The sequence below is a fragment of the Mangrovivirga cuniculi genome (assembly GCF_005166025.1).
Lineage (GTDB): Bacteria > Bacteroidota > Bacteroidia > Cytophagales > Cyclobacteriaceae > Mangrovivirga > Mangrovivirga cuniculi.
On record NZ_CP028923.1, the window covers coordinates 4,450,486 to 4,468,740 of the forward strand.

Below are 18,255 nucleotides of genomic sequence, written 5' to 3' on the forward strand. Positions count from 1 at the left end.
ATCACCTGGCTTTATTAATTGAATTTCTATTTATAACTTATAAGCTACCAAACTAAATAACATGGAAAATCAACCTCAATTTGATCTAAAAGGAAAAACTGCAATTGTGACTGGCGCAAGCAAAGGAATTGGTCGTGCTATAGCCGAATCATTAGCTAAAAATGGCGCTAACGTAGTTGTTTCCAGCAGGAAACAGGAAGCTGTAGATGAAGTCGCTGAAAATATAGTTAAAGCAGGTGCTAATGCCATTGGCATAGCAGCACACGTTGGCACTAGTGACGACGTCCATAAACTAATCAACCAAACACTCGAAAAATATAATTCAATAGATATTATTGTAAACAATGCAGCAATAAACCCAACCTATGGACCAATCCAGGATTCTACTGAAGATGTTTTGATAAAGTAATGAAGGTAAACGTTTATGGACCAATGGAATTAGCAAAACTGGCATATCCGTCGATGAAAGAAAACGGTGGTGGGTCAATTATTAATATCGCTAGTATTGAAGGAAAAACGCCTAGTACAGGTCTTGGTTTGTACAGTGTTTCTAAAGCAGCCATGATTTCTATGACTAAAGTTCTTGCCAGGGAATGGGGAAGAGATAATATTCGTGCCAATGTTATCCTGCCTGGATTAGTGCAAACAAAATTCAGTCAGGCATTAATAAATGACGAAAAAACTTTAAAAGGAGTCATGTATAAACAGGCATTAAGCAAGTTAGCCGAACCCGATGACATCTCCGGCCTGGCATTATTCCTGGCATCTGAAGCATCATCATTTTGTACCGGAGCTGAATTTACGGCAGATGGTGGCTTTACTATTTAATAGAAATAAATGATAGAAATATATTCATCTGAGAGGTTGAAAAAAATCCTTCCGAAAGTTCAATCTTTTGTCAATGACGAATTATTACCGATTGAAAACAAGTTATTGACTACATCATTTTTTGAATTAGAACCTATTCTCCAGGAAAAACGAAATATTGCAAAAGAAATGGGGATATGGGCTCCCTACTTACCCGAAGAAGAAGGAGGAAGTGGACTTTCACTTACAGAATTTGCCCAGGTCAGTGAAATTCTCGCCTGGACTCTTTATGGCCATTATTGCCTTAATTGCCAGGCTCCTGATGTTGGTAATATCGAATTATTATCAGATCATGGAACAAATGAACAAAAAGAAAAATTCCTTAAGCCTCTTATAAACGGAAATATCAGGAGTTGTTTTTCAATGACGGAGCCTGATAATGCAGGATCAAATCCGGTAATCATGGATACTCGTGCCGAAAAAATAACGATAAGTATATCATAAATGGCAAAAAATGGTTCACCACCGGCGCTGATGGCGCATCTTTTGCAATAGTAATGGCAATAACTGACCCCGGGGCAGGTAACTATCAAAAGGCAAGCATGATCATAGTTCCGACAAATAATCCCGGTTTTAAGAGAGTCAGAAACACACCTATTATGGGAGAATCGGGTCAAGGGCATGATAGTCATTCTGAGATCAATTATGACAATTGCAAAGTACCGGTTGAAAATATCATCGGAAAAGAAGGAGAAGGATTTTACCTGGCACAGCAACGACTAGGTCCGGGAAGGGTTCATCATTGCATGCGATGGATCGGCACCGCTGAAAGAGCACTCGATATGATGTGTAAAAGAGCTGCCGGAAGATCTCTGGGAGCAGATACTTTACTGGCACACAAACAAACAGTCCAGAACTGGATCGCTGAAAGCAGGGCCTCAATCGATGCATGCAGGCTAATGGTTTTAAATGCAGCTCACATGCTTGAAACCGTCGGATCAAAAACTGCCCGAAATGATATATCAGCGATTAAATTCTATGTCGCTAACATGCTTCAGGAAGTTTTGGATAAAGCAATACAGGTACATGGGGCATACGGTCTCACCGATGACTGCATTCTATCTCACTGGTACAGACATGAACGAGCTGCCCGCATTTATGATGGGCCCGATGAGGTCCACAAATCATCACTGGCAAGACAAATTTTAAAAAATTACGGAGTTAATAAGAAATAAAATGAGCAACTCAATAGATCAACCAACTTCATTGAAAAGTGATAAAGTATCCTTTGATAATCTTCAAAAATATTTAAAGGACACATTAAACATACCCGGCACAGTAGAGGTGAAACAATTTCCAAGTGGTTTTTCCAATCTTACTTACCTTATCAAAACAGAAAATAAAGAATTTGTGCTACGGAGACCACCTGTTGGAGCTAATATAAAGTCAGCTCACGATATGAGCAGGGAGTATAAAGTCCTCTCATTATTAAAACCTGTTTATGATAAAATTCCTGATCCAATTGCTTATTGTGATGATGAAAATATAATCGGAGCTCCTTTTTATTTAATGGAAAGAGTCAAAGGTATTATATTAAGGCAGAAGCCACCGGAGGGTATTGATTTAAATGCAGAATTAATGAAGAAGCTTTCTACAAAAACTGTGGATCTTCTTGCTGAACTACATACCATTCCATTAGAAGATGAACTTAAAAACTTCGGTAAGCCTGAAGGATATGTACAAAGGCAGGTAGAGGGCTGGATTAAGCGTTACTATAAGGCTGAAACTGACAAAATTGAAGCAATTGACGACGTTGTAAAGTGGCTGCAAAATAATATGCCCGATGATCTTGCAGGTACATTTATACACAATGACTTTAAATATGATAACCTGGTATTAAATCCGGATAATCTCACAAATGTCTTAGCTGTGCTGGATTGGGAGATGGCCACAGTAGGAAATCCGTTAATGGACCTTGGAACTACATTAGGATACTGGACAGAAATTAATGATCCTGATGCGATGAAGTATAATTTAACCTGGATACCCGGTAATTTAAACAGACAGGAATTTGCAGAAAGGTATGCTGAAAAATCAGGTCAAAACATTAATAATATTTTATTTTATTATGTTTTTGGTCTTTTTAAGATCGGTGTAATCGTACAACAGATCTATAAAAGATATACTCTTGGCCATACAAAGGATGAGCGTTTCGCTGCTCTTCCATATGTTTTAAAAGGCTGCACTGATATGGCTACCCGGGCGATAGATCAGAATAAGATTAGTAGTTTATACTAAGTTAGAATTTAACTTAATTCTATATTTGAGTAAATTAACCTATGGCTGAAAAATTCAAACTAAAAGATATTTTCAAGTTACTCAAACTGACATATCACGAATGGATGAAAGATGATGCTTTCGCCAAAGCCGCGGCTGTAGCTTATTATGCAGTCTTCGCACTACCCGGTTTTCTTTTATTGATACTTTACTTTACAGGCTTATTTATTGAAGAAGAAACGATAACTGGAGAAATCACTGCTCAGATATCCAGTATGATAGGTCCAAAAGCTGCTAAAACTATAGAAACTATTCTAATGAAATCGAAGCTTGAAGATCAATCTTTTTCCGGAGCTGCAATCAGTATCGGTTCATTATTATTTGGTGCAACCGGACTATTTTTTCAATTACAAAAATCATTAAACAGTATCTGGGAAGTTGAGAAAAAACCCGAAGCAGGCATATTAAGGATGCTTCTGGACAGAGCTACATCTTTAGGGATTATCATTATTGTGGGTATTTTAATGTTGATATCATTAGTACTATCCGCAACAATCAGTATTCTGTCAGACTGGCTTTCGGATACCTTTGGTTCAGATCTTATGTTTTTTACTGTTTCAGGTGAATTTCTGCTTTCCTTGTTTATACTAACATTACTCTTTGCTACAATTTTCAAAGTTCTTCCGGATGTCGAAATAAGATGGAAAACTGTCTGGATAGGAGCAATTATAACTGCATTACTTTTCTCTCTTGGAAAATGGTTGATAGCATTATATATCAGTAATGTAAACCCTGATTCTAATTTTGGTGCTGGAGGAGCTATAATACTTTTCTTACTGTGGGTCTCCTATTCCTGCCTGATTATATTCTTTGGAGCTGAGTTTACACAGGTCTTCTCGGAAAATTATGGGTATAAATTTAAACCTTCCGAACATGCTCAGCGAACCGCTGAATATAAACTGAGAAATCATCATAAATATGAAGATATTAACATAGCACAGAAAGATCAAAAATAAATGAAGTGCTTTTATTGATATCAAAATTTTAAATTTTAAATCCGTCGTAAATACTTCACAATTACAATTAAAAAAATTGTTACTATTATTAGCCATCATGTGTGCTGCAATTGCACTACAACCACCCTTCCAGCAATGTAAATAATAGTTTTTATACTTATCTAGTTCATCAATCTATTCTCTGATATCATTTCCCATGATTGAATTGGCAAGGAGCCTTTGGTAATATTCTGATTCTGTTTTGACATCAGGAACGATACTACCACTAACATTTTAAAGCTCTTTCACCAATTCCAGGGGGAGGCAAAATTGGTATATAGAGCCATTGTTGATTTGAAATCTATTCCCTCAATAATATAAAATACTTATTAAATCAATTAATAGAAAAACCTCACCATAATAAGCTTTAATAGTTATTAACTACACTATAATTCTAACACCACTTTATTTATAATATTTATTTCAACAACATACTTTATTAAATATTTTATTATATTAGATTAATGAATAATATTTTTAATTAATGAAGCAAATAATACTCCTTATACTTATCACCTGGTTCTCTTTAAATATTCATTCACAAACGCATTATGTATTTGATGGCACAGGAAAACCACGAAGTGAAAAATTAGCAGCAATGACTGTAGCAGGCCTGGTTAACAGAGATGAACCTAAATTATTTCTGAAAAATGTATTTGAAACCTGGAGCTATAATCAAACAGATGAAAAGTGGATAGAAATTTTTGAACAAAATGAAGGTGTTTCCTTTGAGGAGTTAACCAAAATTCAAGATTTATTTACAGTTTTCGAAAATCAGATAAACGGGGGAATATTTTATAACGATACAGAATGGTACTCTAATTTTCCCGGCCAAAGTATTTTGTGGCAGGGAGAATTCGCTGCAATGCTAGGCGGATTATCAAATAGAATTCCGGTACCACTAGATAAAGCTGCTAACTGGGGTTTTCAAGTTGACAATGAGGTTATCTTAACAGGAGTTGAAGGTAATAATTTTGTTATGAATCCTGACCTTACTCTTAAAAAGTGGCCATGGAATGATTCTACACTTGATGACCGGTATATGTCACTTTTAAATTGGGGGATTGATAACATTCTTCCTCTTTGCAATCGAAAAAGCTTTTTCATCAGGGAGATAACGGATTGGGCTATTTCACAAAAAATGTTTCAGGTAGATATTGCCGGGGATGTTGCCGGGTCACCTGATTTCTATACCTTACCAGAAAATAAAGCAGAATTACTTGAACGATTATTTTCGCATTTTAAGTCCAATAACCCGAATAAATTATTTAATATTTATGGCTGGATGCAACCAGAGCCTCTTGTTCAGTGGTTCTCTATGAATGGTGCAACCTTTCATGAATCGATGCAGGCAAATTTATCCTGGTTTCACTCATTTCCTGCCCCTCAGGCTCCAGAAAGAGCGTCACTTGTCGACCCACAAGATCTAACGCTGCAAAAAAAATACTATATTTTATTTATCAGTTCGGAAGGAGATGCGGGGAACTGGAATACTGGTTTTCAGGCTGGTGCCTGGCATTCACCGCAACGTGGAAAGTTACCAATTGGCTGGGGATTCAACCTTCATTTTTTTGAGACATTTCCCTATCTTGGATATTATTATAATTCAACCGCTACTGAAAATGATGGATTTATATCTGTCATTTCTCCTCTAGGCTATACTTATGGTGATGTTCTTCCTGAGAACACACTTGAACATGCAAAATCATTATCTGCCAGCAGAGTTGGTGAATTCAATATCAAAACTGCATATGCGTATAAACATTATAACGGACAGGGGGAATCTGATTACAGGGGATTCACTATTTCGAACAGCTACAAGGTTACCAAAATGGTTGATTTTTATGGTGCATCAAATATCGAAACAACATTTTTTTTCGAACCTCAATATCCCAGCCAGACTGCTTACGACCGTGATGTGACAACCATTTTCAATCATGTAAATGACAATACATTTTATGGCAACATAACAAATCTGAATGCTAAAGCTGAAGAAATCTTAAGCAGATTGAAACAACGGGAACCTCCTTATTTTTATCTTGCAGGATATCAACGGTTGGTTAGCGAAAACCCGGGATATACTGGAAATGCAGATGTGTCATTAACCGAGCTAAAACGAGTTATTGAACTTATAAAGGCAGACCCTAAAATAGGAGATGCTATAGAAGTAGTAACTCCTGAAAAATTCAATATTCTATTAAACGCAAATCTTGGTAAAATCAATATCCCTACTGATCCCACAGATTTTATTTTATCCTCAGAATCTGAAACTCTTTTTTCTAATCTGGATATAATTAATAGAAAGAATACTCTTGAGATAATATATGCTTCAAATACTCAGGTTACCGATGATATAATCATTTATTCTGTTGATGGCAAAACTATTTATCCAACAGCGAAATTCACTTCTCCCGAAAGTCGTGTTACTAGTATACAGATTTCTACAACGTTATTATCAAAGGGTGTATATATATTGAAAATCCCAACAAATAAAGGTATCGTTAGTGAAAAGTTCATTAAGCAATAAACTATAGAAGTTGGCTCTTATTTCAGTTACACCGATGAAATAGGTTACATATCAAAATTTCAATATACAGTTATTGGAATAGAAAGCAGCTCTATATTTAATCGGAGACTATAATCAATCGAGTTTTATTAGTAATTTAAATAACAAAACACTCCGATTGATACAATGAAATACAAATTAACATCGATCACCTTTCTCCTAATAATTATAATCCTATCCTGCTCCAGGGAAAAAGAAAGTAGTGATCAGCTATTGTCAGACTCTACAAAAGTAAATGCGACATACACCTACCTATCTGATGATGGCATGTATCTGTATGAACTAAATACCCTCAAAGGAGAAAAAAAGATAAAGTGATTTTAGTTGAGCGGAATTTTGGTAAAAAGTATTCCCTGAATAAATCTCAATCAGCAAATGGCATTGAATACAGAAGTGATGAGGGGCACCGATTTTTAACTTTGGGTGATGAGTTTATCTTTTATCAGGTAAACGAAAAATTATCTTCTGGAAAATTGGTCAAGACAAATCCTGAAGTGGTCAGAAACCCCAAAAACACAATATATGGCACCTACGTTAGTACGGGTTATCAAAATAAATCTAAAGGAAATGATTGGGTAGCAATTACACTTACCCCAATAAAAGAAAATAAAATAATGATGTCAGTCAGATCCAGAGCAGACCGAAAAAAGCCAACCTGTACATTTGATGGCCAGTTGGAAATTACTGGGCGCAATCAGCTTAAATTATATGAAGATGGGCTTGATGTCACAATCAAAGTTGATGGAGATAGCTTAACAATACTCCCTCAAAATAAAAAATCAGCAGATCGACTCCACTTTTATTGTAGTGGCGGGGCCTCCTTAAGCGGAGATTATAGTAAAATAGAAGGAAAAGCTGATTCAAGCCAGATTGACAAGACCCAATTCAGCAAATTTCTCAATTATGGTGACTATGCTTATTCCGTTACTTTAAAAAATGATACTCTAAGAGTTTTTCCTCTTGGTATTGAATTAAATGAAATGTTTGAAATACATATTCGGGGAGACATTAAAAAAGCTGAAGTTGGGGATTTAAATAAAGACGGATATCCGGAATTGATTGTAGTTGAAGTGACCAGGAAAACAAATAATTTTAAAAAAATTCACGGGTATTCGATCAATAACGGTAAGTCTTTTAGTATGACTGGTGAACTTCCGGACATTACTGATGTCGATTCAATTTCTTACGGTTATCAGGGTGAAGATGAATTTTCGATAGTTGAAAATTCATTAGTGAGAAGATTCCCAGTTTACCAGGAAAACAATGAGGGATATAATCCGACCGGGTTGATGAGGCAGATACAATATAAACTTGTTGATGGCGAGGCGTTACGACAATTTAAAATCGATAAGGTTGTAGAATATTAAAAAAGGGCAGTTTTTACAAACTGCCCTTTCAATTATACTTTACGTGAAATTAAATATTATCTATAAAGTCTTTGACTTCTTCTTTGGTCTTACCGGTTTTTTCCTGAATACGGCCTAGAAGTTGTTCTTCTTTACCTTCTTCATAAACCAGTTCGTCATCGGTAAGCTCACCATATTCTTCTTTCAACTTACCTCTTACTTTATTCCAGTTTCCTTTAATTTTATCTTCAGTAGCACCCATAATATTTTTATTTTTTTAATTTAAAATCGATTAATTACAATAAACTATTCAAGATTAAATAGTCTTCTGTCTTTCGTGTTTTCCTTCTGCAAATTCTTCAATCATCTTATCTATAAAAGCAGGTATATCATCAGGATTTCTACTTGTAGTTAATCCCTGATCTACTACTACTTCTTTATCAACCCATCTGGCTCCTGCATTTTTTATGTCAGATTTTAATGATGGATAAGATGTCATCTCACGGCCTGTTAATGCACCTGTTTCAATCATTAGCTGTGGAGCATGGCAAATTGCAGCAATTGGTTTTCCTTTTTCAAAGAATCCTCCCACAAACTCAACAGCCTCATCGTTCATTCTCAAGCTATCGGGATTCATTACTCCACCCGGTAACATCAGGCAATTATAGTCATCTGAGTTCACCTCGTTAAGATTTTTGTCAACATCGTACTCACGACTCCAATGGTCATGATCCCACGACTTGACTTTTTTTCCTTTTGGTGCTATTACTTCTACATCTGCACCCGAATTCATTAAAGCCTCCATAGGTTTAGTAAATTCAACTTCTTCGAATCCATCTGTTAATAGCACAGCTACTTTTTTATTATTTAAAGTTTGCATATCGATATTTTTTTAATTCGTTAATTCTTTATCAATAAGAATGGAAAAACCATGCCACATTATCAGATTTAAATGTATTTATTGGGTAAAAAGTGTCGGAATATTATTATAAAGTTCTATAACTTGTTTTTAAAAGGAAATACTAATAATTTATCTATCAAGTTATATAGTTATTCCTTACAGGGTAGGTTGATTGAGTCTAAACTGTGGATTGAATTGCACAAAAAGAGTGCGTTTAAACAACACTTATATAAAATGTAAGAATATGGAAATTAAATTAGATAACGCATTAACTGTGATAACTAATAAATTAAGCTCATGGTTGGAGGCATTAATTGACCTGATACCAAATATGGTGTTGTCACTTATCATTTTAGTCCTGTTCATCTTCCTGGCAAAAATGGGTGGTAAACTATTTGATAAGATATTCAGAAAAACTTCAACCAATGAAGTATTGAGAAATCTGTTTTCAACTATTTTATACTATACCATAATAGGTTTTGGGCTCTTTATAATTCTTGGTGTTCTGGGTCTGGAAAAAGCATTAACATCTGCACTGGCCGGAGTAGGTATCATTGGTCTGGCCCTTGGATTTGCCTTTCAGGATATTGCAGCCAATTTCGTATCCGGCATTATTCTGGCTTTCAGAAGACCCTTTCAAGTAGGAGAGGTAGTTGAAATTAAAGATATCATGGGTAGAATTCAACGTACTAACCTCAGAGTAACTGTTGTTGAAACATTCCAGGGACAGGAAGTTTATATACCCAATAAGGATGTTCTTCAATCCAGCATATATAATTATAGTATTCTCGGAAAAAGACGTGTTGACCTGGCCGTGGGAATATCATATGGAGATGATTTGCAGAAAGTAGAAAATCTGGTCAGTGATGCCATATCAAATATGGAAGGAGTTATTGATCAGGATAATATGATCTTTGATTATTATGAATTCGGTTCTTCATCGATAAATTTTTATATCCGTTTCTGGGTAAAATATCCGGATCAGCCAGGTTTTTTATCAATGAGACACAAAGCAGTTAAGTTAATTAAGAAAACTTTTGATGAAAATAATATTACTATACCATTCCCAATCAGAACACTCGACTTTGGAATAAAAGGAGGTCAAAAACTGTCAGAGATGCCAATTTCAATAACCAGAGGGTCAGAAAACGGGGAATCAAACGGAGAGAGTTAAACTACTCTCCCCTATCCGGATTATTTTTATTCTTGTCGAATAAATTTAATATCCAGCTTTCATTAATTATATCAATAGTTCTTTCAAGCTCAACGGTTCTTTGCTTCGCTTCGATGATAGTTTTATTCAGGTTTTCAGCCATGGTTGTATCATTAACCAACATAGCTGCTGCTCCTTCACCCTCGTTCATTTTCTTACTAAATTCTGAAAGGTTTTTTAGTGTGAGATTCAGTTTATAGGTAGCCTGGCTCAAAGAATCCATCATTTTATCAACATCTTTACTCATCGACTCATCATAAACTAATTTACCCAGCGTACCTTCACCATCAGATATTTTAGTAACCACATCTTCAGCTCCACGGCTTACGTTATGAAGATTACCTGCTACTAATTGCATTTCAGTAATAATTGATTCGATCCTGTCTTCAGAAGTAGTATCAGTAAGAAGCTTGCCTGCAAGACCTTTCCCTTCCAGCAGATCTTCACTGATTTTTGCCAGGTTGGCAGTAAATTTTTCCAGATTCTTGCTATTCTCCATTACACTTTCCATAATAGCCTCAACTTTCACTGGTTCTTTTGTAGATAATCTGTCTCCATCTTCAATATTATCTCCTTTTGCTGATCCAGGAGATATACTAACGAGTTTATTACCCATCAATCCTTCACTTCCTATTTGAGCAATAGCATCTTTAGTAATAAATTTTGCCTGTTCCTCGTCAATTCTCATTGTCAGGCATACTGTGGAATCATCAATTATATTTATCTCTTCAACTGACCCTACGTGAATACCCACAAATTGAACAGCACTCCCTTTTTGAATACCTGCCGCATTTGAGAAACAGGCATTAACTTTCAAGCTTGAACTGAATAAATTTTCCCTGGCACCGACAAAATATAATCCGAGGATCAAAATCATCACTCCAAGAAAAACAAACAATCCTAATTTAACTTTATCCTTCATTTTTTTGTTTTTTATCAGCCATCGTAAAGTAGGCTCTTATTTTTTTATCATCGTGATTTTTAAGCTCATCAAAAGATCCCTCGGCTAAAATCCCACCTTCTGCAAGAATGATTACTCTGTCAGAAGTTAGCTCAACACATGAAACATCATGGGTTATAATAATTGAAGAAATATCGTATTCCTCTCTCATCTTTAAAATTAACTCACTAATCTCACCGGAAGTAATCATATCCAATCCAGTAGTTGGCTCATCATAAAGCATTATTTTGGGGCGCATGATCAACGTTCGGGCCAATGCTATTCGCTTTTTCATACCTCCTGATAACTCTGAGGGATACTTGGATTTTGATTCTATCAGTCCAACATTTTCAAGGGTTTCATCAACAAGGTCTGCTATCTCCGATTCAGATGGTTTATTAGGATGTCGGCGGAGTGGAAATTTCATATTCCGCTCAACTGTCATCGAATCATACAATGCACCACCCTGAAATAAATATCCTACCTGACGCCTGACCTCATCAATTTCATCATCATCCATATCCAGTACATTTTCACCCAGTACATTGAGCGTTCCTGAGTCTGGAATTATCAGCCCCACAAGGCTTTTAATCAAAACGGATTTTCCAGTTCCGGATCGTCCCATAATAGACAGATTCTCAAGTTCTTTTAAATTAAAACTGATATCCTTAATTACGGTATTATTGCCAAATGATTTCTTAATATTTTCAGCTTGTACAACTAAATTATCATCCATGTTTAATTAAATAAAAAGTTAACAATCTGAACCATTATCAAATCAATAAGAAATATCAGAAACGATGATATTACCACCGACATATTTGCCGCTTTACCAACGCCCTTTGTTCCTGTGTCTGCGTAAAAACCCTGATAACATGCTACCATACCAATGCCAAAACCAAATACAAATGATTTGAATATTGATGGAATAATATCTTTAAAATCGAGAGAAGAAAGAACCTGGTTTAAATATAAACTCATTGTAATATCTTTTTCTCTACTTAATGCGAAGTAAGAACCCATAAACGAGATGAAGTCTGTATACAACACCAATAATGGCACTGCTATTGAAGTAGCTATAACTCTTGTGACGACTAAATAGTTTATCGGTTTTGTACCAGATACCTGCATTGCATCAATTTGTTCTGTCACTTTCATTGACCCCAGTTCTGCGCCAATTCCAGAACCGACTTTACCGGCAAATATCAATGCGGTAATCAAAGGTCCTATTTCTCTTACGATTGAAATTGAAATCATTGTGGGGATCCAGGCTGTTGCTCCCAGTGAAGCCATAGTCGGATATGACTGCATAGTAAAAACAGTACCGACAATAAATGCAGTAACACCTATTAGTGGAAATGATTTATATCCTAATGAAAAAGTCTGATTTATTATTTCCTTCCACTCAAATGGGGGAGTAAATAAAAATCTGAAAAACCTCCCTGTAAAGTGTACAATCTGACCAACTTTATCAAAAAAATCTCCCAGTGCTACATATACGCTTTTCTTAAATGAGAAGGGTACCTTCATAAATTTTTTTTGTGAACAATTTGAAGAAGCCAAATGATGCGATCATTTGGCTTCAAATAACTGTTTAGAATCATCGCTGATAATTTACGATGAATAATTAACTTTCCTTTAAAGAATACATATTTTTACGATATAGCAGTTTAGCCAATCCTCCAAGTGCAGAGATTCCGACAGTCCAGATTATGGCTTGAGTAGCATCTATACCACTTTTTTCAGGATTATCAGGCAATTTCTCACCATATATCTTTTTATAACCATATTTTAATCCAGCTTTAACTCCGTAACTTACTAAAAATGCTCCAGCTGTATATAAGATCTCATTTTTTGTGATTTTCATAAACTTTTATTTAAACGGTTGCCATTTTTCTGTATCGAGCTTTTAAAAACATAAACACACCATATGCAAATAATCCTATAGCAACGATAACCAGTAAAAAGGAACCAAATTCATTTTGAATAAATTGAAATGCATCTTTTGTTCCGCCTGCTTGTGAGGAGCTTGCTGTAATAGCTGCACGGAGTGTCATATAACCAACAATCCCGATAACGACTCCTCTTGCTGTATATCCGATCTTTCCGGATTTTATCATTAGCTCTCTGGCCTTTTGATCCAAACCGGCTTCTTTAACTTTCTTTTTAAACTTATCCGAAAAAGCTCTGTACCACTGATAAATAGCCTTACCGAAAAAAACCAATGCAAGAGCTCCTACCAAATACTGACCGAATGATTGATCCAGTAATTTTGCTACCACAGTTTCTTTCGTAGAGCCTCCTCCTCCGGAAGATCCAGACCCCATCAAAATTTCCATAGCACTAAATGCCAGGAAACCATAAAATAAACCACTTAAAAAATATCCGGTTCTTTGAGCCAGACCTTTGGCATCTGTCCCTTTATTTTCAGGATCGTCAAAAGCCTGATACATTCTCCAGAAGACATAACCTAACAATCCTAAAACTGTTATTCCTAATAATATCTGACCAAAAGTCATACTTGCTATTGACTCAAGTGCTCCTGATGACCCGGTCTTTTTTCCTCCGGCTCCAATGACTGCCATTGTAGTTAGTACTCCAATGAGACAGTAAACAAAACCTTTAGTGGCGATTCCAAATCTGGCTAATTTCTCTTTTTTATCATCCATGGTTTATAATTGTTAGCTGTTATTTTCAACCCTTATCAGGATTTAATGCATTTTATTATGCAAAAACCCTGCACACCCTAAAAACATGAGATTATGAAGTTATTACTTAAATTTAAATGAAACGTTGTAGAGTAAATTCCCCGATTTTTGTAGACAAAAATTGTAAAACACACTGAATTCGAACTTCGCTTGGATATAAATGTTAAATACATGTGATATATTATTCTAAAAACAGGAGATGGATTCTGTCTTTACTCTGGATAGTACTCTGTCTTATGTATGTTATACAGATTTCTAAATTATTGAACAAAGATGAGGAATCCGGAAGTCTAATAGTTATACCTCAATATATAATTATTATAAAAATCCTCTGCGCTGCTTCTTCTTTTCTTATTGCTTTTATGCTATTCACCAAAGTGAAATATATTACAAAACTTATATTAATAGTTTTAACCCTACTACTGCTTACAATCACATTTGACATTTATTCTTATGGTGTTTTTATGTTTGTTTTATCAGGAGAAAATTTAATAATGCTCATTTTATTGATTATTACATTTTTCATGAAAGACTCATATTAATTTCATCCAAAGCTTTTTTAAATCAGCACCAGGCCATCTATCAAAAAAAGACCAAATCTTTTCTTTCGAAAATACAGGCATGTTATTTTTATAGATATTAAAAGTTTTTATATATGAACTTAATTTATAGCCAATTAAGAAACATTAAAGTTACGATCCCTTTTCTTCTACTTATTGCCGTAATAATTATCGGCACAAACGTTGATTTAGCCGTAGCAGATTCAATTATTTCCCAGGCAATAATATTTGATCTTTTAATTACAATCCCATTAGTATATTACCTCTCCATTCGCGAAACCAAAATACCCTTAACAACTCTAATTCCTCTTTTAATAGTGTGCACAGCCATTGGTTTCGCAATAATCCCTGAAAAAAATCAATATTATCTACAGGCTTTTAAGACATATGCTTTACCTCTATTCGAAATAGCTATTATTTCCTACTTCATTTATAAAGTAAGGAAGGCGATCCTCCAGTTAAATAAAAACAAATCCAATAACCCGGATTTTTATGATGCCCTGATAAAAACCTGTAAAGAGATAATTCCGGCTCCTTTGGTTAAACCATTTGCTGCAGAAGTAGCCATATTCTATTATGGCTTTTTTAAATGGAAATCTCCTCGATTAAAATCAAACCAGTTTTCGTTTCATAAGTCCAGTGGATCGATTGCCCTTTTATCAATCCTTATTTTATTAATTGTAGCGGAAACATTTATAATACATATTTTACTAGTTAGGTGGAGTGTAGTATTCGCCTGGATTTTATCAGCTTTAAGTGTATATAGTGGAATACAAATTTTTGGTCTGATAAAATCTATTCCACAACGCCCATGTTATATAGATGACGAAAAAATTATACTTAGGTATGGCGTATTCAATGAAGCGAAAATACACTTTGCAAATATTGAGTCGATCGAAATCAGCAATAAAGATCTGCCCGAGGATAAAATGACCAAAAACTTTTCTGTTTTAGGTAAATTAGAAAGTCATAATATAATTATTCATCTCAAAAAAGAGGATAGCTTTAGTAGCTTTTACGGTCTTAAAGTTAGATATAAAAGCCTGGGCATTTTTATTGATCAAAAACAGGAATTTGTAACTATGGTTAAGAATAATTTGAGCTGATAATCATATTGAGTCACATAATACTGACCATATAAATAACTGGTTAAAACATATTTAGATGAATATCAAAATAGCAACAAGTCAATTCCCCGTTAGCGCTGACATTTCACAAAACAAAGAACACATAATCAGTCAAATAAGGGAGGCTTCAGAAAAAGGGTGCGATATAATCCATTTTCCTGAAAACGCGCTTTCAGGATATCCGGGAACTGATTTTGAGAATTTTAAAACCTACAACTGGATCCTCTTAAAAAATTCAACCCAGGAAATAATAGAAACTACAAAAGAATTGGGAATCTGGGTAATTCTTGGCTCTTCTCACCCTTTAAATTCCACTGAAAAACCTCATAATAGTCTTTATATTATTAATGATTCCGGGGAAATTGTTGATAGATATGATAAAATGTTTGTTGCAGGCACTAATAAATTTGATGAAGAATTAGCCCACTTTACTCCCGGCGACCATTTCACAACTTTTGAGGTAAATGAAATTAAATGTGGTGTTCTAATTTGCCATGATTATAGATATCCTGAGTTATATCGCAAATTAAAACTGATGGGTGTAGAAATAGTATTTCATTCATTCTATGCAGGAAACTTTTCAAAGGAAAAATTAAAAGAAATTCAAACCCCTATCGATAAGAACTTATGGCCATTAAATCATGGCACTACCTATCCTGAAATCACTATGCCTGCAACTATGATATCGTATGCCGCAAATAATTATGTTTACATTAGTGCAAGTAACACCTCTGCTCCTGAATCTTGCTGGTCTTCTTTTATGGTGAGACCCGATGGAGTTATTACAGGAAGATTAAATAAGCATGAAAAAAATATTCTCATTACCGAAATAGATACGTCAAACGAATATTACGACTCTACAAAATATTGGAGAGAAAGATCTATAAATGGTCAATTTCATAGTGGAGACCTGATAAGCGATCCCAAGTCAAAAGATCGCAAATCTTTGTGATTTACCTTAGGTAGGGATTTTTATTTTAATCCGGTTAGCTGTATTTTTATTTCTTTATTTTCAGCCAGTTACCATATTTATAATTTCATGGAAAAAGTTAAATACACTTTATTCGATTTTTTTGGTTTCGTTTTACCAGGATCTTTTTTACTGTTTTCAGCTACCATAATTCTAAATGGTAACGTTAAAAGCATTCAGGATTTAATCACGCCATTTAATAATATCTCTTTATCGGCATTTACAATTGGATTAATTGCAGCTTACCTGGTAGGAAATGGGGTACATAATCTCGGATATTGGGTACATACAAAAATTGGATTAAAGTATTGGCAAATACCCAAATCTTACTTACAACCTAAATTGGCACCGGCCAAAATGGATGCATTGATCAGGGAGTTCAGCCCGAGAAACGCTGACACACTCGATCTTTGGAATGCTCTAAGAGCTATGTCTCATAATTTATCTCTTGGTTTTCTATTTTTTGGATGCACAGGCATTTTGAAATTAATTGAGAATTCTAACTATTGGCTTGAATGGACTGCTATAAGTATAATCTCTTTAATATTTTCTGTTCAATGCCTTAAAAGAGCTTTCTTTTATCATGTTTGGTATCATCGGGACAGAAAAGCTGTATTCGAAGCTTTAAGACTATCGGAAAAAGTAAACAACTAATTTTGGATGATCTGATCTCCATATTAATGCCGGCGAAAAATGCTGGTAAATTCCTGACGGAATCCATTGAAAGCATTATTAGGCAATCTGAGAAAAAATGGGAACTAATTATTGTAAATGATCACTCAACAGATAATTCCTCCTCGGTTATTGAGAAATATGTAAAGGAAGACTCGAGAATCAAATCCTTTATGAATAGGGGAAATGGAATTATTTCAGCCCTTCGAACAGCCTATCAACATTCAACTGGAAATTTAATTCATAGAATGGATGCCGATGATATAATGGCTGACAATAAATTATTTGAATTAAAAAGGGAACTTTTAAGATCGGGAAAAGGTCATGTTATAACCTCAATGGTAAAATACTTTTCCGAAAACAAGGTATCGGAAGGATACAAAGGGTATGAGGAATGGTTAAATAATTTATGTCAAAAGGATGAACATTGGGAACATATTTATGAAGAATGCGTGATTGCCTCCCCTAACTGGATGATTTTTCGTGAAGATATTGATCAAGCAGGAGCGTTTGATTTTAATCTTTATCCGGAAGATTATGATTTAATTTTCAGATTTTATGAAAATGATCTTTCAGTAAAAAGTATCCCAAAGATTCTTCATTACTGGAGAGAACATCCTGACCGCACCAGTCGAACCAGTGATCTTTATCAGCAAAAGGCATTTTTCGAATTAAAAACATTCCATTGGTTAAGGCTTGAACATAAAAGTGATCATATAGTAATCTTTGGCGGTGGTATAAAAGGAAAGATTATGTCTGAAATACTCCAATCCAATAATATTGAGCACAACTGGTTAAAAGAGAAACCTGAAAAGATCGACAATAATTTCTTAAAAACCCTCGAACAAGAAAACACAAAAATCATCATAACAGTTGGCAACCCTATTGAAAAGAAAAAAATCCATCGATTAATGGAGCATCTAAAACTCAGGTTAAATAGAGATTATTATTTCTTCAGATAAGCGAGAATCATAGATTAACCATTAAAATTTTTAATATACAGAGTTTAATGCCACAGTTTTTTTTAAAAATCAGATTATTTAATATCTTCATATATTGGACAATTATTCACAGCAGGCTCAATTTAATTTAGATAAATCCTCAATCAGTATA

At 34.7% G+C, this 18,255-nt stretch carries 21 protein-coding genes; 14 read left to right on the forward strand and 7 right to left on the reverse strand.

Translation table 11 applies throughout. From position 1 onward, the window contains the following. Positions 1 to 61: 61 nt before the first annotated feature. The 9 genes from DCC35_RS21945 (at position 62) to DCC35_RS19615 (ending at position 8,072) form a co-directional block, all read left to right on the forward strand. Positions 62 to 409 carry an SDR family NAD(P)-dependent oxidoreductase gene (locus tag DCC35_RS21945; RefSeq protein ID WP_317128962.1) on the forward strand — a complete coding sequence of 116 codons (348 nt, stop codon included), beginning with the start codon at positions 62 to 64 and terminating at the stop codon, positions 407 to 409. Next, positions 409 to 828 carry an SDR family NAD(P)-dependent oxidoreductase gene (locus DCC35_RS21950; protein ID WP_317128963.1) on the forward strand — a complete coding sequence of 140 codons (420 nt, stop codon included), beginning with the start codon at positions 409 to 411 and terminating at the stop codon, positions 826 to 828. The genes DCC35_RS21945 and DCC35_RS21950 overlap by 1 nt, the downstream gene beginning before the upstream one ends. Before the next feature lie 9 nt (positions 829 to 837). Next, positions 838 to 1,311, forward strand: coding sequence for an acyl-CoA dehydrogenase family protein (locus DCC35_RS21955; protein WP_317128964.1), 474 nt, complete (start codon positions 838 to 840; stop codon positions 1,309 to 1,311). Continuing rightward, a complete protein-coding gene (locus DCC35_RS21960) occupies positions 1,308 to 2,042 on the forward strand; it encodes an acyl-CoA dehydrogenase family protein (protein ID WP_317129027.1) in 735 nt (244 codons plus the stop codon). The genes DCC35_RS21955 and DCC35_RS21960 overlap by 4 nt, the downstream gene beginning before the upstream one ends. Position 2,043: 1 nt before the next feature. Continuing rightward, positions 2,044 to 3,105 (forward strand): phosphotransferase family protein, encoded by a 1,062-nt coding sequence (locus DCC35_RS19595; protein ID WP_137092404.1) that lies wholly within the window; start codon positions 2,044 to 2,046, stop codon positions 3,103 to 3,105. A 41-nt stretch (positions 3,106 to 3,146) separates the two neighbouring features. Beyond that, a complete protein-coding gene (locus DCC35_RS19600) occupies positions 3,147 to 4,100 on the forward strand; it encodes a YihY/virulence factor BrkB family protein (RefSeq protein WP_137092405.1) in 954 nt (317 codons plus the stop codon). A 523-nt stretch (positions 4,101 to 4,623) separates the two neighbouring features. After that, entirely contained in the window at positions 4,624 to 6,666 is a 2,043-nt protein-coding gene (locus tag DCC35_RS19605) for a GxGYxYP domain-containing protein (RefSeq protein WP_137092406.1), read from the forward strand. Positions 6,667 to 6,831: 165 nt separating this feature from the next. Then, the gene (locus DCC35_RS19610) at positions 6,832 to 7,023 is read left to right on the forward strand and encodes a hypothetical protein (protein ID WP_137092407.1); all 192 of its coding nucleotides are present in this window, start codon (positions 6,832 to 6,834) and stop codon (positions 7,021 to 7,023) included. Then, positions 7,020 to 8,072, forward strand: coding sequence for a hypothetical protein (locus tag DCC35_RS19615; RefSeq protein WP_137092408.1), 1,053 nt, complete (start codon positions 7,020 to 7,022; stop codon positions 8,070 to 8,072). Before DCC35_RS19610 ends, DCC35_RS19615 begins: the two co-directional genes overlap by 4 nt. A gap of 49 nt (positions 8,073 to 8,121) precedes the next feature. Here the strand turns inward: DCC35_RS19615 and DCC35_RS19620 are convergent, their stop codons facing one another. Further along, the gene (locus DCC35_RS19620; RefSeq protein WP_137092409.1) at positions 8,122 to 8,313 is read right to left on the reverse strand and encodes a CsbD family protein; all 192 of its coding nucleotides are present in this window, start codon (positions 8,311 to 8,313) and stop codon (positions 8,122 to 8,124) included. Positions 8,314 to 8,367: 54 nt separating this feature from the next. Continuing rightward, positions 8,368 to 8,931, reverse strand: coding sequence for a type 1 glutamine amidotransferase domain-containing protein (locus DCC35_RS19625; RefSeq protein WP_137092410.1), 564 nt, complete (start codon positions 8,929 to 8,931; stop codon positions 8,368 to 8,370). A 265-nt stretch (positions 8,932 to 9,196) separates the two neighbouring features. On the opposite strand from DCC35_RS19625, the gene DCC35_RS19630 reads away from it, so the two are divergent. Continuing rightward, complete coding sequence (locus DCC35_RS19630; RefSeq protein WP_137092411.1) at positions 9,197 to 10,126, forward strand: mechanosensitive ion channel family protein; 930 nt, start codon at positions 9,197 to 9,199, stop codon at positions 10,124 to 10,126. A 1-nt stretch (position 10,127) separates the two neighbouring features. On the opposite strand, the gene DCC35_RS19635 is transcribed toward DCC35_RS19630, so the two are convergent. From DCC35_RS19635 to DCC35_RS19655, 5 genes are all read right to left on the reverse strand, one after another. Further along, on the reverse strand, positions 10,128 to 11,087 hold the full coding sequence (locus DCC35_RS19635; protein ID WP_137092412.1) for an MlaD family protein: 960 nt from the start codon (positions 11,085 to 11,087) through the stop codon (positions 10,128 to 10,130). Continuing rightward, complete coding sequence (locus DCC35_RS19640; RefSeq protein WP_137092413.1) at positions 11,077 to 11,841, reverse strand: ABC transporter ATP-binding protein; 765 nt, start codon at positions 11,839 to 11,841, stop codon at positions 11,077 to 11,079. Before DCC35_RS19640 ends, DCC35_RS19635 begins: the two co-directional genes overlap by 11 nt. Before the next feature lie 2 nt (positions 11,842 to 11,843). Next, the gene (locus tag DCC35_RS19645) at positions 11,844 to 12,635 is read right to left on the reverse strand and encodes an MlaE family ABC transporter permease (RefSeq protein ID WP_137092414.1); all 792 of its coding nucleotides are present in this window, start codon (positions 12,633 to 12,635) and stop codon (positions 11,844 to 11,846) included. Between the two features lie 97 nt (positions 12,636 to 12,732). Then, entirely contained in the window at positions 12,733 to 12,972 is a 240-nt protein-coding gene (locus DCC35_RS19650; RefSeq protein WP_137092415.1) for a DUF4235 domain-containing protein, read from the reverse strand. 10 nt (positions 12,973 to 12,982) lie between these two features. Further along, positions 12,983 to 13,774: a DUF1206 domain-containing protein gene (locus DCC35_RS19655; protein WP_137092416.1), complete on the reverse strand. Its 792-nt coding sequence runs from the start codon at positions 13,772 to 13,774 to the stop codon at positions 12,983 to 12,985. Between the two features lie 694 nt (positions 13,775 to 14,468). On the opposite strand from DCC35_RS19655, the gene DCC35_RS19660 reads away from it, so the two are divergent. From DCC35_RS19660 to DCC35_RS19675, 4 genes are all read left to right on the forward strand, one after another. Then, the gene (locus DCC35_RS19660; protein ID WP_137092417.1) at positions 14,469 to 15,479 is read left to right on the forward strand and encodes a hypothetical protein; all 1,011 of its coding nucleotides are present in this window, start codon (positions 14,469 to 14,471) and stop codon (positions 15,477 to 15,479) included. Positions 15,480 to 15,537: 58 nt separating this feature from the next. After that, complete coding sequence (locus DCC35_RS19665) at positions 15,538 to 16,452, forward strand: carbon-nitrogen hydrolase family protein (protein WP_137092418.1); 915 nt, start codon at positions 15,538 to 15,540, stop codon at positions 16,450 to 16,452. An 87-nt stretch (positions 16,453 to 16,539) separates the two neighbouring features. After that, positions 16,540 to 17,124, forward strand: a complete 585-nt coding sequence (locus DCC35_RS19670; RefSeq protein WP_137092419.1) for a hypothetical protein — start codon at positions 16,540 to 16,542, stop codon at positions 17,122 to 17,124. A 2-nt stretch (positions 17,125 to 17,126) separates the two neighbouring features. Continuing rightward, the gene (locus tag DCC35_RS19675) at positions 17,127 to 18,104 is read left to right on the forward strand and encodes a glycosyltransferase family 2 protein (protein ID WP_137092420.1); all 978 of its coding nucleotides are present in this window, start codon (positions 17,127 to 17,129) and stop codon (positions 18,102 to 18,104) included. Positions 18,105 to 18,255: the final 151 nt, after the last annotated feature.

Coding starts and splice junctions, on each gene's coding strand:
- DCC35_RS21945 (WP_317128962.1), top strand. CDS start 62: ATGGAAAATCAACCTCAATTTGATCTAAAAGGAAAAACTGCAATTGTG.
- DCC35_RS21950 (WP_317128963.1), top strand. CDS start 409: ATGAAGGTAAACGTTTATGGACCAATGGAATTAGCAAAACTGGCATAT.
- DCC35_RS21955 (WP_317128964.1), top strand. CDS start 838: ATGATAGAAATATATTCATCTGAGAGGTTGAAAAAAATCCTTCCGAAA.
- DCC35_RS19595 (WP_137092404.1), top strand. CDS start 2,044: ATGAGCAACTCAATAGATCAACCAACTTCATTGAAAAGTGATAAAGTA.
- DCC35_RS19600 (WP_137092405.1), top strand. CDS start 3,147: ATGGCTGAAAAATTCAAACTAAAAGATATTTTCAAGTTACTCAAACTG.
- DCC35_RS19605 (WP_137092406.1), top strand. CDS start 4,624: ATGAAGCAAATAATACTCCTTATACTTATCACCTGGTTCTCTTTAAAT.
- DCC35_RS19610 (WP_137092407.1), top strand. CDS start 6,832: ATGAAATACAAATTAACATCGATCACCTTTCTCCTAATAATTATAATC.
- DCC35_RS19620 (WP_137092409.1), bottom strand. CDS start 8,313: ATGGGTGCTACTGAAGATAAAATTAAAGGAAACTGGAATAAAGTAAGA.
- DCC35_RS19625 (WP_137092410.1), bottom strand. CDS start 8,931: ATGCAAACTTTAAATAATAAAAAAGTAGCTGTGCTATTAACAGATGGA.
- DCC35_RS19630 (WP_137092411.1), top strand. CDS start 9,197: ATGGAAATTAAATTAGATAACGCATTAACTGTGATAACTAATAAATTA.
- DCC35_RS19635 (WP_137092412.1), bottom strand. CDS start 11,087: ATGAAGGATAAAGTTAAATTAGGATTGTTTGTTTTTCTTGGAGTGATG.
- DCC35_RS19640 (WP_137092413.1), bottom strand. CDS start 11,841: ATGGATGATAATTTAGTTGTACAAGCTGAAAATATTAAGAAATCATTT.
- DCC35_RS19645 (WP_137092414.1), bottom strand. CDS start 12,635: ATGAAGGTACCCTTCTCATTTAAGAAAAGCGTATATGTAGCACTGGGA.
- DCC35_RS19650 (WP_137092415.1), bottom strand. CDS start 12,972: ATGAAAATCACAAAAAATGAGATCTTATATACAGCTGGAGCATTTTTA.
- DCC35_RS19655 (WP_137092416.1), bottom strand. CDS start 13,774: ATGGATGATAAAAAAGAGAAATTAGCCAGATTTGGAATCGCCACTAAA.
- DCC35_RS19660 (WP_137092417.1), top strand. CDS start 14,469: ATGAACTTAATTTATAGCCAATTAAGAAACATTAAAGTTACGATCCCT.
- DCC35_RS19665 (WP_137092418.1), top strand. CDS start 15,538: ATGAATATCAAAATAGCAACAAGTCAATTCCCCGTTAGCGCTGACATT.
- DCC35_RS19670 (WP_137092419.1), top strand. CDS start 16,540: ATGGAAAAAGTTAAATACACTTTATTCGATTTTTTTGGTTTCGTTTTA.